The 17,601-nt window shown below is 45.7% G+C and carries 11 protein-coding genes, 1 tRNA gene and 1 pseudogene; 10 read left to right on the top strand and 3 right to left on the bottom strand.

Going from position 1 to position 17,601, the window contains the following annotated elements:
- Positions 1–113: 113 nt before the first annotated feature.
- From L876_RS21290 to L876_RS0106900, 3 genes are all read left to right on the top strand, one after another.
- A complete protein-coding gene (locus L876_RS21290) occupies positions 114–1,667 on the top strand; it encodes a DUF3369 domain-containing protein (protein WP_037428153.1) in 1,554 nt (517 codons plus the stop codon).
- Positions 1,668–1,712: 45 nt separating this feature from the next.
- Complete coding sequence (locus tag L876_RS22290; RefSeq protein ID WP_081730643.1) at positions 1,713–3,056, top strand: sensor histidine kinase; 1,344 nt, start codon at positions 1,713–1,715, stop codon at positions 3,054–3,056.
- Positions 3,057–3,178: 122 nt separating this feature from the next.
- Positions 3,179–3,265 (top strand) — tRNA-Leu (locus L876_RS0106900).
- Between the two features lie 400 nt (positions 3,266–3,665).
- Here the strand turns inward: L876_RS0106900 and L876_RS0106895 are convergent.
- Positions 3,666–4,835: a BamA/TamA family outer membrane protein gene (locus tag L876_RS0106895; RefSeq protein WP_028763129.1), complete on the bottom strand. Its 1,170-nt coding sequence runs from the start codon at positions 4,833–4,835 to the stop codon at positions 3,666–3,668.
- Between the two features lie 65 nt (positions 4,836–4,900).
- Complete coding sequence (locus L876_RS0106890) at positions 4,901–6,538, bottom strand: aspartate-alanine antiporter-like transporter (RefSeq protein ID WP_028763128.1); 1,638 nt, start codon at positions 6,536–6,538, stop codon at positions 4,901–4,903.
- A 430-nt stretch (positions 6,539–6,968) separates the two neighbouring features.
- On the opposite strand from L876_RS0106890, the gene L876_RS21280 reads away from it, so the two are divergent.
- Both L876_RS21280 and L876_RS21275 read left to right on the top strand, forming a co-directional pair.
- Entirely contained in the window at positions 6,969–8,684 is a 1,716-nt protein-coding gene (locus tag L876_RS21280) for a cation:proton antiporter domain-containing protein (protein WP_051412994.1), read from the top strand.
- Positions 8,685–8,715: 31 nt separating this feature from the next.
- A pseudogene (locus tag L876_RS21275) lies at positions 8,716–9,289 on the top strand (IS5 family transposase); the annotation flags it as partial.
- Between the two features lie 167 nt (positions 9,290–9,456).
- Here the strand turns inward: L876_RS21275 and L876_RS0106875 are convergent.
- Entirely contained in the window at positions 9,457–10,362 is a 906-nt protein-coding gene (locus L876_RS0106875) for a LysR family transcriptional regulator (RefSeq protein ID WP_028763127.1), read from the bottom strand.
- Between the two features lie 228 nt (positions 10,363–10,590).
- On the opposite strand from L876_RS0106875, the gene L876_RS0106870 reads away from it, so the two are divergent.
- The 5 genes from L876_RS0106870 (at position 10,591) to L876_RS0106850 (ending at position 17,584) form a co-directional block, all read left to right on the top strand.
- The gene (locus tag L876_RS0106870; RefSeq protein WP_028763126.1) at positions 10,591–10,803 is read left to right on the top strand and encodes a DUF1656 domain-containing protein; all 213 of its coding nucleotides are present in this window, start codon (positions 10,591–10,593) and stop codon (positions 10,801–10,803) included.
- 12 nt (positions 10,804–10,815) lie between these two features.
- Positions 10,816–11,679, top strand: coding sequence for an HlyD family secretion protein (locus tag L876_RS0106865; RefSeq protein ID WP_028763125.1), 864 nt, complete (start codon positions 10,816–10,818; stop codon positions 11,677–11,679).
- Between the two features lie 11 nt (positions 11,680–11,690).
- Positions 11,691–13,100, top strand: coding sequence for an FUSC family protein (locus tag L876_RS0106860; protein WP_028763124.1), 1,410 nt, complete (start codon positions 11,691–11,693; stop codon positions 13,098–13,100).
- Positions 13,101–13,529: 429 nt separating this feature from the next.
- Positions 13,530–15,221 carry a hypothetical protein gene (locus L876_RS0106855; RefSeq protein WP_051412993.1) on the top strand — a complete coding sequence of 564 codons (1,692 nt, stop codon included), beginning with the start codon at positions 13,530–13,532 and terminating at the stop codon, positions 15,219–15,221.
- Between the two features lie 275 nt (positions 15,222–15,496).
- Positions 15,497–17,584 carry a carboxylesterase family protein gene (locus L876_RS0106850; RefSeq protein ID WP_028763122.1) on the top strand — a complete coding sequence of 696 codons (2,088 nt, stop codon included), beginning with the start codon at positions 15,497–15,499 and terminating at the stop codon, positions 17,582–17,584.
- Positions 17,585–17,601: the final 17 nt, after the last annotated feature.

Below are 17,601 nucleotides of genomic sequence, written 5' to 3'. Positions count from 1 at the left end.
CACAGCCGAAAATATCAATCAAAGTTAACACTGCATAGTTAAAGATAATGTCTATACTTTTAAGCAGATGACAACGCTTCACTAATATTCTATATGCTATCGGAGTAGACTCTTTGGCTACATCACTTAAATTCAGCAGTAAACCTAAACCACAAGCAACACCAAACACCTTGCCCCCTTGGCAAGTGCTGATCGTTGATGATGATGCTGCCGTTCACCAGGTCACTAAACTAGTGATGCGAGGGTTTGAGTTCAGCGGCCGCAATATTGAATTTATCTCAGCCTATAACGCCGAAGATGCCAAACAGATCCTACAAGCCAACCCTGATATCGCCATGACGCTGCTAGATGTCGTGATGGAGAGCAACGACGCAGGCTTGCAATTAACCCGCTGGATACGGGAAGAGCTAGGAAACCTTAATATCCGTATTGTCCTGCGCACGGGGCAACCAGGCCAAGCACCTGAAGAGAAAGTCATTCGCGACTTTGATATCAATGATTACAAAGAGAAAACAGAACTCACCCACGCTAAGCTTGTGACCGTCTTCTATGGGGGATTGCGGGGCTACCGCGATATTATTAAACTTGAACGCGCTAGGCAGGCACTGAGGCGCGCCATCAGTGCGATCTCGTCAGTTTATGATGTGCAAAACCTAAGAGAGTTTGCTTCGGCAGTACTCGACCAGCTCAATGATCTGCTTAATTTTAATGGCGATGGCCTATGTGCCAGCCTATCTGAAAGCTATACCGCAAGCTCAAATGAAGGCCATCTTAAAATTTTAGCGGCGACCGATGCCTACTCTAAACTCCATATCGACAGCAACATTGATACCCTTCCCTCCCAAGTTAAGGGTGCGATAAATAAAGCCTTAGAGGAGAAACAACATCACTTTAATGACTTTTCTGTGACCTGTTATTACCGCAGTAAAGTGGGCAGCGAAACCGTTGTTTACCTCTCTTTCGACAATAAACTTGAACCAGAGGGTCGTGAGCTGCTGGAGATCTTCACAGCCAATGTCGCCATTACCTATGAGAGCCTATTACTGCGTGATGAGATAGAAGAAACCCAAAAGTCGACCATCTACATTCTTGGTGAAGCTGTTGAAAAACGTTCAAAAGAGACGGGTGCCCACGTTAAACGCGTTGGTGAAATCGCGGCATTACTGGGACGGGGTCTTGCACTGCCCGAGCGCTATATCAACGATCTTTTGCAAGCAGCCCCTCTGCATGATATCGGCAAAATCGGCATTCCAGACGATATCCTTAATAAACCCGGTAAGTTTGAACCCGAAGAGTGGGAGATCATGAAGCAGCATGCTTTTTTAGGTTACGAACTCCTCGCCAGCTCAGACAAACGCATTTTACAACTGGCAGCGGTCATCGCCCATCAACACCATGAAAAGTGGGACGGTAGTGGTTATCCACAAGGTTTGTCAGGCGAAAATATCGATATGGCAGGCAGGATATCTGCGCTTGCCGACGTGGTCGATGCCCTAGTCAGCAAACGTTGCTATAAAGAGTCTTGGCCGCTCGCTGCTGCGCTAGACTATGTCAAATCACAACGTGGTATCCACTTTGACCCTGCACTCATCGACGTACTGTTTGCCAATTTGGATAAACTCGACGACATATACCAACGCTATCCCGACGCACCAGGCGCTCCCTAAGCTAAGCGAAGCCAATAACAAAAGAGACTTGAGCAGGCGAACTAAATGGAAAAAAAGCTGTTTGATGAAAATGAAGGTCGGACGTTAGCCGAAGCTGCATTACGCCAAATTACAGAAAACACCTCACGGGAAACCGGTGATCAGTTTTTTCGTGTGCTCGTGCGAGATCTCGCCAAAACGCTAGATGTCTATTATGTGATTGCCGGACGTATCGTGGTCGATGAAAACATGAAAGAGCATAATCAAACCTTGGCCATTTGGGCCGGTGATGATTTTATGGACAACATAACATACCCGCTCGATGACACCCCTTGCAGCAATGTTTCATCGCAAAACATGTGCTTTCATGCCAGTGGAATATGCACCCTATACCCCCAAGACCAACTGTTAGTCGACATGGCAGCTGAAAGCTATATTGGCATGTCGATGATTGATACCCAAGGTAAAACCTTGGGTATACTGGTTGCACTGGACAAAAAGCCTATCGACCAGAATAAACGCCTTTTAGGACTTTCGTTACTGTCGATATTTGCTGCCCGATGTGCCGCCGAATTACAACATCAAGACCGTGAAGCGCAACTAGAAAGCCTAGTGGAGCAGCGTACCCAAACCCTCAAAGCTGCGCAAAAAAAGCTGCTAGAGCAAGAAAAAATGGCCGCACTAGGCTCATTGGTTGCTGGTATTGCCCATGAGATCAACACACCCATTGGCGTGGCAGTGACAGGTGCATCTAGCCTGATCGAGTTCTCCAATACCCTAGATAAACGCCTTAATAGTGAAGAGGTCACCATAGAGGAGTTGCAAGAACTTATCGACTTGGTGAATCAAGGGGCTAAGCTCATTGATAGCAATTTACAGCGCGCTGCCAGTTTAATCAGTAGCTTTAAACAACTTGCAGTGGATCAGAGTAATTTGCACCAATCTAAAATCGAGCTAGGTGAATACATCAATAGCATTTTCATTGCCCATGCTGCAGCGCTGCGCAGAGCTAAAGTGAGCTATACACTCACCGCCTCCGATAAAATCATCATGTACCTTCCCGCAGGTAAATTGGCGCAATTACTCTCTAATCTAATAATGAATAGCCTCACCCATGCTTTTCCCGATGAGCAAGGCGGGCAAATAATGGTTAATGCCGAACAAGAGGATGACCAAGCGGTGATCACGGTAGCCGATGATGGTATTGGCATCACAGATGAGATTAAGCATCATATTTTTGAGCCCTTCTTCACCACTCGCCGCGGTGAAGGTGGCAGCGGCCTAGGGATGCATATTGTCTATAACATAGTAACGAGCCTAGGGGGCACTATAACCATTCCAGACAGTCCAAAAGGGCTAACATTTGTCATCACCTTACCGCTATCGATAACTGACCACCCTTCACCATAGTGGACTGAATCACACCCTAGTGAATTACCCGCTTACAGCGATTGACAGTGTGTAAAGTACAGCAGTAATATCAAAAGACTAGGTGATTGAACGTCTCAAAGTTTAATCGAAAATCATGCCTTGCAGATGTGGTGGAATTGGTAGACACGCTAGCTTCAGGTGCTAGTGCCCGCAAGGGCGTGGGAGTTCAAGTCTCCCCATCTGTACCAACAATTTAACGCGCTAATATCGCGCGCAACAAAGTGTCGCTTCAAGCATCAGTTGACATAAACATCATTTTTTCAATACGTTAACCCAAATGCGTAACCATACTCTGACATAAAATATAACCATAAGCTGACGTATTGCGTAAGTATCTTAGTAACTAGAATTTTTGCTCGACCTTTTACTACAACAAAAACAGTATCTATTACTAACCCACTCTAGGACCGGAAAGAGCCTGTGATTTTGTGAACTTATCTGCTAATTTTTTTCACAATTTATCATCGAGCTTAGCTAACGTATGGTAGACAACCCCAAGTCTTATGGAAAGATTTCATCTAAGCATGGTTTTTCGGGGGATTCCTGTAGTGACTTTCCAAATCCACTTATGGGTATATGTAGTACACATTAAAATCCCGCTCCTAACTTAAAGTAAATCGCATTTTCCTCACCACTGGTGGCTAAATCTACCCCCATATGAATGCCGTAACGTCGGGCAAGTTGATAGCGAAAGCCGACCCCATATGCATTAACAGAATCATCACTCTCTTCGATGGCATCACTCGTCGTCACGCCATAGCCATAAAAAGCAGATACCGTCCAACGATGATCAATATGGTACATCAGCTGCGATTGCACTGTTGCGACTTGATCGCCTTGATATCTATACGCCGACACGCCACGTAGATCAACATAAGGCTTAGTGGTAGGTGATAAGTGACTGTCACCAGCATAGAGTTGATCATAGCTCCCAGCAAACGCAAACGTCCAGTGCTTAGTAAGTGGAATATACACTTCGCCACTGGCACCTAAGGTCTGATAATTGTTATCTGAACCAATGGCTTCATCGTATACCATGTACTCGGCCGATACTGTGTAGCCCTTCTTGGGGAAGAACATATTATCGCGGGTGTCGTACTCGGCAATAAAGCCTAAACCCGACGTTGTGGTTTTATCCCCTAGGGTATTTTGTAATATCCAATCAACCAAAGGATTAGAAGATGAAATACTCGACTCGGCCCACAACTGCTTAATCCCTAGTAATAATGGCGTATCCGTGACCCTAAACTGCACTTTTTGCATGGCAAACAGTGCCTCTGTTGAGGTATCAAATTGAAGCGGATGCTCTGGAGGCAATAGCCCTCCTAAACGGGTGTATATGTCGAGGTTACCATTGGCCGCACCGCCAACAGCGGTATAGCGAATGCTGTCCTTTAACCAAGAGTGACGATGCCCTGCGAAGGCAAACCATGTGCCATTTGCCGTGCCTCCACCACCGACCAAGGTCATGGCCGCTGGCATAAGCTGGGCACCGCCATCAATAGACTCAAGCGCCTTTTGCCTTCTTAGCTCTTTCTCCTCATCAGTCTCGTGCAAAAAGAGTCCCACGACCCCGCCTCCAGCTCCAACTGCGGGCTCGGTGATCAATACTGGCACAGGCAAAAAACCATAGGCATTTTCAGCAAGGTGATACCCCAAATCAAATTGACCATCTTTCTCATCAAAAAAATAGCTGCTATCGGCAGCGACCTGTGACGATGCCATAAGCAAGGCACAGAAAAGCTTTTTTTTAATCATAGTTGTAACTCATTAAATTGTTTGAAAAGAATTCTGTTCTTCGCCACATGAATGTGGTGCTAAGTTCACAGCAAGCGCAACGCTGCCGAGACGACAATCATCATCAACACACTTGATGTGAGGTAGGAAATCGTGAGCGCGTAAAAAGTATCGCGCTGTCGATACCCAGCCGACATCTCATGTCCCATAGGCTGGCGTCCACCTTTCCATCCCATTAATTCGGCTGGCTGTCTCACTTTGAAAATCCGAAATGCCAGCAGAAATGAGAGCAACTGGGAGATCAACACCACGCAGAAACCTATCAGGGAGGCTTTGACCCCATTGGCCTGTATGGCATCGATCATGTGCGGCCCAAAATAGATACCTGTCACTGCGGTAAACGCCAGTAGCGATAAATTACGCAAGTAACTGCTAGTATTTGCAGGTAATAGCTCCAATGGATTAACCCTGTGACAGGCCCAGCCCACAGCGATACCCGAGACAAGGCTGCTCAGCCCCATGCTGAAATAGAGATACAGGCCGCCGATATCGAGATGCCAGAGGCTAATGAGATAGGCCACCACCAGGCCAAGCCCGAAGAGCGCTTGGTTCCCCCCTTGATGTGGGAGAGCCTGGCCAACATCTTGTTTTATGGCCTGTATGTCGTCGGAGCACCCAGTGATCTGCAAGATATCATCGCGGTTTACCACTAGCTCTGGGGTGATCTCCAGGGCCTGATCGTCCCTGAACATGGCCGTGATACATACGGCTCTCAGGCCACCTTGGTTGATCGCCGTTTTAATTTGATGCAGCGACTGGCCGACAAGCTGTCCATGAATCAAAATCAAATGGTTCTCTTCGCTTCGATCAGGTTCAAGATCGCTGGGCAGTTCAGTGCCCAAGAGGTTGTCATCGAAGTAAAACAAGGCATTGTGGCAACCGGTAATCGTAAGCACATCGCCCGCAACAATGGGCGCATCCTCGGCCGGCTTAGCACCGCTGGTGGCCCGCGACAGCGCAAAGAGAGTATCGATAGAGGGCTCATTGAGCTGCGCCAGAGTCTTACCCACGACGGTACTGTCGGCATTAACCTGAAAGACACGTCTGACGATATTACTGTAGGTATCCACAACATGATGTGTCGTCGTATCCCCCAATAAACGTGTCGTGACAGCAGGCAGCAGCCAAGTGATCATCAACACAGGTACCAGCACGCCAAATATGACGGTGGTCATATAGCCTAAATGCACCTGGTGCTGGGCAAGCTGCTTAGCCGTTTCCGTCAATCCCGGCAGTTGACCTATCACTTCGCTGGCCTCACTGAGAATTTCCGGGTGGACAAAACTTCCAGCCGTCATGCCAATGGCCATGAATAGATTCAGGTCAAACAGCCAACTGGCAAAGGCCAGGGTCAGTATGGCGATCAGGCTCATCGACATACTAGCCACCAATATCGATCTTCGGCGCAGCTTGAGCGTGTTGATGAGACGGTATCCCCCCTGGTACCCCACCAGATACATGAAGATCCCGAAGAAGACCCATCTGATAGATGGCGTAACCTCGCCCCCCAGCAGACCTATTAGCATGCCCACCAGCAAAGTGCCGACTATGCTGCCCAGACGAAACCGACCCAGCCTGAGCTTACCCACCAGAAAACCCATTACCAAGGTAATCAAAATGGCGAAATAGGTGGATATACTCACAATGTCTTGTAATGCTTCCATTGACTGATCACTTCTAAATCAATAAGTTCTATAATGTGTAAAGGGATTGCCCCTCGATAATTGATAGAGTTTATGCGCAAAGATTAAGCAAAGATAATCACCTATGATGGATCAAATCCTTCATAAGCCGCGAGATGTTGCCTTAAGTGGCATTGTTAACTAAATCGTCTTTAACCATTTTCTGGCCCATTGGCTTATCTCATCCATGGTTCAGATCAAGGCATCCGAAACTCACATTCGGGAACTATCCGAACCTTCCCTGGCATGTTTTTCATACTGTTCTACGTTATTATTTGACTGATTCAATCCATCAAATGCGAGTTAGAACAGTCATGCTGTTCTCCTACAATGATTCGGCAAACCATTTGAGCAATGTACTTACATGTCCCTGATTTAAAAATATCGACGCATCACATCTAATGAGATATAAATGGATACTTATTTACTTCCTGCAATAACCGCTCTGTCAATTATCACTCTAAGTATTATCTTTTTCTCCCGTATAGGAATGGGAACCATCGTGGGTTTTATCGTTGCCGGCATCTTATTAGGCCCCAATACTCCGGGTCCTATTGCTGCAACAAACATTGAAGCAATTCAGAGTATTGCAGACTTTGGTGTGGTGCTATTTCTATTTACCCTTGGCTTAGAGATGAAACCCAAGCAACTTTGGAATATGAAAAAATCTATTGCTATCCAGGGTATTGGGCAAGTATTAATCACATCGGTCATATTTTCATTTCTGGGTACTTTAGTCGGCTTAACATGGGAAGTTGGTTTTGTTATTGGTGCGATATTCTCACAATCCTCTACAGCTGTGGTGATGACACTTCTTGAAGAAAAGAGGCAGCTAAACAGCCCTCATGGTAAAAACATCTTCTCCAATTTGATGGCCCAGGATATGAGTATTGTGCCGATAATGGCATTAATCCCGATGCTAGCTCATCAACAAAATACTCATGACCACTCATTGCTTTATAGTGCTCTGATGGCAATCGGCTTACTGGTTACTATTTTTATCATTGCTCGTTATATATTGCCTTTTTGCTTAAAAATTTGTGTATTTAACGACAACAAAGAAGGTTTCTCGTTATGCCTATATATGACAATTTTTATAACAGTGTGGCTTTCAACCACTGCTGGCATGTCTGAAACATTAGGGGCATTCGTGTTGGGTATGCTGTTATCCACATCTGATTTTAAGTTAATGCTAGAAGAAGTTGTGTCGCCATTTAAAAAAGTATTAATGAGCCTGTTTTTTCTAGCGGTTGGTATGTCGATACAACCGAACATCATTGTTGATGATTTAGGCTATATATTGCTATGGCTATCTGCGGTAGTAATAGTTAAAACCATTGTGTTCATTGTACTGGCTATGATCGATGGCAAAGGTTTGCCTATCGGAATTAAAACCGGCTTTGCATTAAATCAAGTCGGGGAATTTTCTTTTGTGTTACTGGGCATTGCGACTACCTCAGGGGCGTTAGATACCCATAGTGCAGCAGTAGGTTTTATTATTATCAGTATCAGTATGATCATCACTCCTTTAATGAATAGCCTTGGTAACAAGCTTGTCAAACGGTATTTATCTAGCACAATAACCGACGCTAACAGTACCCCTATATTAGATAATGAGCTCATTATTATTGGTCTAGATGAGGTTGGACGCTTAATTGCTTTATTAGCCGAACACGCAGGTATTAGTTACACCGCTTTTGACAATGACTATGAATGTGTGAAAAGAGGCAAGTCATTGGGATTAAATGCGCATTATGGGGATATTCTTAATCGTGGCATTCAAGATAAAGCTCGTTTAACCGAGGCCAAAGCGGCATTTATTTCGGTTACCAATTCGTCATTACTCAAAGAGATTGCGTTAAAGTTAACCCAATATGAACACTTAGATATTTATGCAAGAACAAATACAAGGGAAGATGAATTATTTTTAAAACAAAATGGGATTAAATATGCTGGTTCCGTTTATATAGAAAGTACCTTGCAAAGAGGTAAAGAGCTATTAGTTAATTTTGGGTTTTCAGAGCAAGACTCCACAACCTTGATTAATAAAATCCATGAAGACATGAAACAAAAAAATGATGACAGTCTAAAATGTCCTAAGGAAGGTACGAATAAGTTCCAGATGTGAGATTCTCATGTCGTGACCTGAACGTACCCAGATGAGCCAGCAACTGACTTTTGCCGACAGTGAGTTTTCCAGTAAACGCCGCCAGACTCGCAAAGAAGTCTTCCTGGGCAGAATGGATGACTTGCTTCCCTGGGACAAATTACTTGGCGGTATCGAGCCTGTATATCCCAAGGCCAGTAACGGTCGCAGGCCCTATCCGCTGGAAACCATTACTGCATTCACTGCATGCAGCAATGGTACAACCTGAGCGATGAGGCCATGGAAGATGCCCTTTACGAAATCGCCTCCATGCGCCAATTTGCCCGGCTGTCAATGAGCAAAGCCATTTCTGAACGTACCACAATCATGAATTTCAGGCACTTGCTGAAACAACATAAATTGGCTCGCAAGATCTTCAGTACAGTTAATCGCTGGCTGGCAGAGTGTGGCGTTCTGATGACCCAGGGCACCCTGGTGGATGCCACAATAATTCAAGCACCCAGTTCCACCAAAAACAAAGGCAGCAGCCGCGACGAAGATATGCACCAGACTAAGAAAGGTAACCAATGGTACTTCTGCATGAAAGCGCACATCGGGGGGACTCCATAAGTGGCCTGATCCACAGTGATCCGCTCCGGTAAAACAGGACATTCCACTAAGCAGCATTTTTCCGTTCATAGTTTTCTGAACTGACACCGCCAAGTGCACTGTGCCTTTTGGTGCGATTATAATCAACTTTACTAAATTAAGATGATGTGCCAGATTGAATCGCGACTCTTACAATTCATGTTAGCTAGTGCAGGTTATCAACCGCTTTAAGGTAATCCATAAGGCAACTATAAATAGTTTTTTTCACTTGCATCACCTGTTTCGAATGTTGACACCACAATGATACAGGAACTTGAATGGCGTCTCTTGACTGATCCAGCTCAATCTCAACAATAGCACCAGAATCATATTCAACATTGGTAATATTTCGCGGCAACAATGCCCAGCCTAACCCCTCTTGTACCATCCTAATAATCAATTGCTGCTGATCAACTACTTCATAATATGATGATAAAAGGATCCGATTCGACATATCGTCATCAATCATAGACTTAAGTACAAACTGGCGAGTGGATTTCAATGCTATATAAGTTTCACTTGATGGCAAACCAGCGAGTTCACTAGTTTCACTGGCATAAGGCACAAAGGGGATGCTGCGTAGCAATGATGCATCAATACTATTAACCACCTTGCTCTCGAACACATTCACCAAGCCAAAATGAATCGAACCATCTTGAATCCCTTTCTTGATCTCGGCTTTCGAGCGAACCAATAGATTTACCTTCATATAAGGAAAATCTTGCATCAGCGCCCTACGTATAACAGTAAGCACATGCTGAGGAATAAAACTAGCATAGGCAATGGTTACCGACTCCAAACCACCATAACTTAAACTTAACGCCATACGGTCAAAGGTTCGAGTTTGTTCGATGGCTTGTTTCGCGTAGTGATACAGCAAGGTAGCATCCTGAGTCGGCTCAACTGTTCGGCCGATACGCTCAAACAGAGTGATCGCCAGTTGGTCTTCAAGATTGGTGATCACCTGACCAATAGTGGTCCGGTGCTTATCCAGCTTTACAGCAGCTTTGCTAAAAGACTTAAGCTCATATACTGTAACAAAAGCAAGAAGTTGCTCTAAGCTAAAGTTCATCAATCTCCCCCCTTGAAATGCCCTACACACCAGTAGCCCCAACAAGGCCCGATTATTGGACTAAGTTAACATATCCCATCGAGTTTGTTGATCTTATTTGATGGGTTTAATCCATCAAACACGATTATCACTTCGCCTCCAACTCCACTAACATCTCAAGTCTAGAGAAGAAAGCTTACCTTTATCTCAAGGTAAAACATCGCTGTCACTACATAAGGCTAACTACAGATGAACATCATGCCCCACGAAATAGCATTAGGTGATGTCTATTTCCCGCCCTTATTGCTTGTTGGCATAATGGCGTACCTTCTTGCCAACGTTTTTACAACGATTGCTGTCAAGCTCGGCTGGCACAAATATATTGTGGCGCCAGCGCTTACAGAGCTAGCCATCACCATCATTTTCGTTGGCGTAATTAGTCAGTTTATTTCCGTTTTCTAAATAGGTATCAAAATGTTAAAAAAATACTTTCTCACACTGCTAATCGTGACAGCCGCGAGTGCGACTCTGTATAGCCAGTATCAGACATATATAGAAAACCCTTGGACCAGAGATGGACAAATCCGCGCCCATGTCATTCAAGTGACCCCTAGGGTCACAGGACAAATCATCAAGATGCAGGTCGAAGACAACGCCCAGGTCAAACACGGTGATCTCTTGTTCGAAATTGATCCTAGTCTCTATCAAACCAGTTTGAACAAGGCTATCGCCAATGAGAAACAGGCGGCAACATTGCTCGATAAGGCAAACAACGAGGCCCATCGTGCAGTGAACCTTGAGAAGCTCACTCCAGGCGCACAATCTGAACTGACGCTCAATAACCTGCAAAATGCCATCGACACGGCCAAGGCCAATCTATTAATGGCCAAGGCACAGGTAGAAGAAGCCCGATTAAATCTTCAGTACACCAAGGTAACTGCGCCTGCAGACGGCTATATTACCAACCTTAACTATCGCGTCGGCTCACAGGTTATTGCCAACAACCCTGTGGTAGCCTTGATCGATGAATCCAGTTTTTGGATTGAAGGCTTCTTTAAAGAAACAGATCTTAACGATGTCGACGTCAATGACAAGGCAGAAGTCACCCTGATGATGCACAAGAACCATGTACTGCAAGGCAAAATACAGAGTATTGGCTTTGGAATTGCGAAAGCTGACGGAAGCACCGGCAACGCACTATTACCCAACGTGAATCCCAGTTTCCAATGGATCCGTCTTGCACAGCGCATTCCGGTCAAGATTAAACTCGATCATCTTCCCGAGGACATCCAGCTTAGGGTAGGAATGACTGCATCGGTTAAACTCCACAAACATTAAGGTGGACAGAAATGCTCAGCTCATCCATAAAAGAGGCGATTAAGGTTTCACTCGCTATCGGCCTCAGTATAGGGCTAGCCCTGTATTTTCAATGGGAAAAACCCTATTGGGCTGCGATCGCAGTGCTAGCGATTTCAGCCAACGAATCCTTCGGTCACGGCATATTGCAGGGCCAAAAGCGCATAGTGGGTACTGTGATAGGTATCCTCTTTGCTCTGCTGCTAATCAGCCTGTTTTCCCAAGACCGCATGTTGTTCATCGCATGTTTTCACCTATTTTTAGGTGTGTGCGTCTTCCTTAGCAGTGATAAGCGCTACGGGTATGTCTTTAACATGGCATTTATCGTCTTTGCTATTGTCTCATTAGGTGGAGGCTCCAATGGCGCGGCATCATTTAACACTGCGATCTTAAGAATTCAAGAAACCATGCTAGGTGTCGTGGTGTATTCTACTGTCTATCGTTTCATTTGGCCTGTCACAACAGAATCACTGTTTTTCGATACACTTAAAACAGTGACGAAACAATTTATGCTCGCCAGAAAAGCCTTAGTTGAAGCCAAAACCGATAAGCAGAAGTTAGATGCTGAATCTGATCTCTTAGCCAATCAACAACATATTGATAAACTACAAGAAATCTTAGAGCTCCCTTTAGCGAGCAGCTATCGATTACGCTATGAAAAGGCCAAATGGCAGAAGGTTGCCCAAGCTTGCAAAGACATCCAGGCACACATAGTTAAGCTCGCTGAAGGAATACAACATGATATGACCTCTAAAGAGCTCGACAATAGCCTCACACAACTAGGTCATGAGCTTAGGTTACTTAATGCGAGCATTGCTAATGAACAATCCAACGACGCCGAGTTGATTCAGCCTTGGGCAAAAAACGATCCCAAGGTTGATACAACTAAAGCAGAAATGGCAGCCGTCGCAAAGACAAAATTGCTAAGGCAGCGTTTAACTGACGCCGTTACCGCCGTTGCTATCTCTTTAACCTGTTTTAGTCTTTGGATATATTTCGCCATTCCTGGAGGGCCTCTATTTCCAATAATAGGAGCCTCCTTGGCAATCGTTTCAATTCAGATGACTGGCAACCTCGTTGGGCTGACTCAAATCGTTTGCCTTGGCTTGGGTACACTGTTTCTAGTTGAGTATTCCCTGGTATTAACTCATCTCAGCGAGCTTTGGCAGCTCGTCGCCTTTTATAGTTTGAATACGCTAATAATTTATATGTACTTTAACAAACCGTCACATGCTGCCATTCGCATGCTTGGCGGAAACCTCCTACTGGTCACGACCATGAATGCGCTCCATGGCACCCCCCAGTTTGAGATCGTCACGCCATTGTTAATGCTGGTAAACATGTTGATCATCTTAACTGTCGTCCGATTTTATGTACGCCTGCTTAAAGATAAACCGTTATAAAACGGACTGTCTTCCTGTCACATTCGCTGCGGTCATCTTTTTCGATGACCGCAGAAAAATTTTTTCATTTTATTGAAAATTTTTTTCATTTTATTGAAAAGTTTTATCCCATACGAGCGAGCCATGCTATTGCTTAACGCTAAGTAATAGCATAAATGACACCAGTAAAAAACTAATAAATCATTATAAAACTTAACCTTACACGAAATAAACTTCATTTTTTACGCTTACTTAATTTGATGGGTTTCATCCATCAAAGGCGATTACTTTATTGTCACATCTGCTCATAAAATACCCTCATCGAATGAAGGACCGGTACCGGATAGAGCACTTCACCCCAGTATCGAACCACTTCAAGAATTAACAAAGAATCCAACTTCAGGATTCCTCCAGTTAGGCAAAGACTGGGCAAACGACAAGGGTTATAGAATGCAAAAGCTTCAATTTCGTACCATCAAGATGACTTCAGGCAAAACCGCCATGCTTAAAACGATTCCTTTGGCGCTTGCCCTCTCTTTTGGCAACCAGGCCTACGCCGATACAGAGCTACCACAGGCGACGCAAATCGTAGAAGCCGATGCGGCACTGTCGGTAATGGAGCGTTATGGCATCACTGATGAACTACTCAAGTTAGGACTCAGCTCTCTCACCTACGGCGATCAGATGGTTGAACACGTTCAACGCTCAATCGAGATCGATGGCGAGCACCGTGAATCAGAGGTCTTTCTGGTTCAAAGTACAGACAATAGCGGCAACATAGATCTGCGCATCAAGTATGATCAGGCGAAACTCGACGAAGAAGAAGATATCATTGCTAAGATAGAAGCGATCACTAAGGTTGAGTATCGCCTAAAAGGCTACATCGACAGCTATGACAAATCGTCATTAAAGGTTAATGAAATCAGCCCAAATCATGTCGAGATTAGCTTTAACTACTCAAAGTATGGTTTACCGCAGGATATCGCCTATTTCCGTTTTATGCAGGTAAAACTGACTCTGATCGACGGCAAGGCTAGTACGATGGAGATTAGCAATCACGGTAAGTCTTTCGAGTATGGCGACTATCGCGTGACGGACTATGTGCAGAACATTACTTTCGACACCCTACTCAATGGCAAAACCATCGTTAAGCAAAAGACGATTCAGGCCAAAGGAAATAAAGGCAAAAAACCTTTGAATTACATGGTCAAGCTAAAACCTGTCGCCTTCTACGACGACATGCTAGGGGTGCTGGTGATGGACCAAGAGCTTCTGAGCTCAGTCTCAGATCCGCGCATTCGTGAAGAGAAGGTTGATCTAGACAGACTCTTCCCCATCCTGGGTGATTTAGTGCGCCAGCAAGGCATTGATGTCCCTCTACCTTTTGGTTTCTCGGTAGCCTACCGCAACCAAGATATGGATGTTGGCTTTAGCGACTTCAACATCATGGGATTAAATCTGAACGAGTTTTTTGATCCGGAAAGTTCGATCGGTACTGTGAATGCTGAAAGCTATTCACTGCGCGCCGACATTAACATACTGCCTTTCTGGAACGTGTTCGGCTACATTGGCAAGGTCAATGTTGATGCAGTGGTTGATGCCCAATATACCGGCAAAATGAAAGATGTATTCGAAGACAAGCTAGGCGTAGTCGGTGGCAAGCTGGCTTGTGCTGCGGTGGCTAGCCAAGGAGTAGATGTCTGTTCACCTGGTGAGGTGAATGTCCCTCTGCACCTTGAATATGACTTAGTTGGCGTGGGTACCACTCTGTCGGTAGGCTATAAAGAGTTCTTTGCCTCGGTCACCGCAAGTTACAGTCAGACACGCCTGGAAGGCAACGACCAGTGGGGCGACGGTATCTTAACTATTCAGCCGATGCTGGGTTACCAGTTCCTCGACTACCGTACTCAAGTATTTATCGGTGCAGAGTACCAGGGTATCAAGCCATCAATGGAAGGTAACTTAGGTTATATCGACGCCCTAGGGCGCGAATTTACCTACGATGTCGGTGTCGAACTAAACAAATGGGCCTACTTGGTAGGTTTCAACAAGCAGATAGGTAAACACCTCAACTTTACCGCCCTGTACAACAAAGGCGAAACCAGAAGTGCCCTCACACTCAACCTGGGTTACCGCTTCTAATCTACACCGCCCCAAAAACGACTCAATCGAATAGATTGGGTCGTTTTTTTATGCTTAGAATTTGGCGGCATCCCAGTGTCATGACTCTCCAACCAAGCGAGCCTCCCCCGACTCGCAAGAACGACGCAAACTCTTGATTTGGCATACTATCACTCCCCTCAAATCAAGTGAGGATTCGATCCTTCATAGCCGATTGTTGAATGGTCAAAAATCAAACTAACATAGCCCCATCAAATGAGCCCAGCTCACCCAAACACCGATAGATGGAGTCAAAAATGACCATATTTTCTCGCTCGACCATAGCCGTATTGGTATCACTATCATTAGCCGCCTGTGGTGGTGATGACCAATCTGATGGCAACCCGCCGCTCCCCGAAAAGCCGACACCTGTCGAGCCACTGCCAGCCCAACAGATAAATGTGCAGATTGGTGAGCAGCAGATCACCGCGATGAAAGAATCTGTTGTGGTTGACGATCTTCAGGGAGAGGCAGCGCGCGTCGAGCTCGAAGCCTTCAAGGGCATTTCCTATGCCAGTGCCGCTCGCTTTGAACATAGCCAGATCAATAGCCTGGACACGGTGACTGATGCCACCGAGTTCGGCGATGCTTGCCCGCAGAACAGAACAACTATTCAGGCTCAGTCGGAAGATTGCCTCAACCTCAATATTTGGCGTCCTGAAAATACCACTGCATCTGAGTCACTTCCCGTGTATGTATTTGTTCATGGTGGTGATTTTGAAGTGGGTTCAGGTTCAGATCCTTTAGTGCAAGGTGATAATGTTGTCGCTCAAGGCGCACTCGATGGCAAGCCATTTATCGCGGTGACCATTAACTATCGCCTCGGTATTTTGGGTAGCTATTGGCTTGATGGAAGCAAGATACCTGAAGGAGGAAACTTTGGCTTGGGCGATCAAAAACGCGCACTGCAATGGGTGAATGAGAACATCGATCTGTTTGGCGGTAACCCTAACAATGTGACTTTGATTGGTCAGGAGGCGGGTGCCATGTCAGTGGGGATATTGCAACAGAGCCAAACTCAAGAGACTATCGCTGGCGATTTTTTCCAGCGCGCTATCATGCAAAGCAACCCTTATGGATTTGATTATAAATCCTATGGCCAGGCACAAACCTTTAACGACAAGTTGGCCAAATACAGCACAGAACTGCACCAAACAGAGAGCCTAGCGGAACTCAGTCTAACTGAACTGCTGGCTGTTCAAGCTAAAGCAACTGGACTTGTGTCAACGGTCGCCACCTGGTCAGGTATAGACTGCATCGATACCGATAACCTAGTTGGCAGTGGCCTGTGTTTCGCCAATAAGCTAGACAGCGAGAAGACACCACAGCACCACCTAAAACCATTTGCGCCGTACATAGAGTACCGTGCCAAGGCGTTCCTAAAACCTGAAATTAGCGGCTACCACCTGACTACTCAGCCCGCGCAAACCGAGTACACTGTACCTACGGTTGTCGGTTTTAACAGTGACGATGGCGCCACCACCAGCTTTTTGCCTGGCCTAACCTCTTTAATCCCAACCATCATTGAGTTAATCAAAGAGACGAATGAAGCACCAGAGGGGATCGAGCCATCAGCACAGGCTATTCAAACCTGGTTGGCTTCTCAAGACAACTTGGATCAACTTGGGCAGCGCCTGTTGCAGCTAACACCTGAACAAGTTACCGCGCAGATAGACCTTGGCGATATGCTGCCAGGTAGCGCCTACGAGGCCATAGTGAAATTCTTCTTTGGCTTAGGTAATGGTGAGCTGGCCAACCAGTTACTTGTACTGACCGATTACGCCCCTAACGACGAGAGTGAACTCTCAGGCGCCACCGCCAACATGGCGCAATTTAGGCAGTTAGCCAATGACATGCTGTTCAGTGGTCCAGCACACGTTAAGGCAAAACAAACCAGTGATAACGGCTTGGTTGCGGCCACCCTATATCAATTTGACTATAAGCCAAGTTTCAATAGTTGGACCGTGTACAACGAAGGGGAAACCATCTACCCAGGGGATCTATTTAAGTCCGTAAGCTGTATGGGCAAGATATGCAGTGGTGCAGAGTTGCCATTCATCTTCAATAAGCCATACAACCTAGCTGGGAGCCACGTAAAGCCAAGCAGCAAAGATCAACAACTGATGAACACTCTGTCACGCATCTGGTTCAGCGACGAGCTATTCGCCGACTATCAATACGATACAGCCACTGACAAGGTACTAACTATCAAGGTCGACGCTCAAATCACCCCTATCACCGACTGGGATGCTCAGCAAAATAACGCTCAAGATCCCGAACTAAGAGGCGGTCGTCTGAGCGGTCTGGAAGACTTAGGCCTGATCATGAGTTACTTCGATAAGTAAGCCTTGAACCCCCTGTC

This window comes from Shewanella colwelliana ATCC 39565, from assembly GCF_000518705.1.
Lineage (GTDB): Bacteria > Pseudomonadota > Gammaproteobacteria > Enterobacterales > Shewanellaceae > Shewanella > Shewanella colwelliana.
Note: the sequence above shows the minus strand (reverse complement) of the source record. Positions and strands in the feature narration are given on the sequence as shown.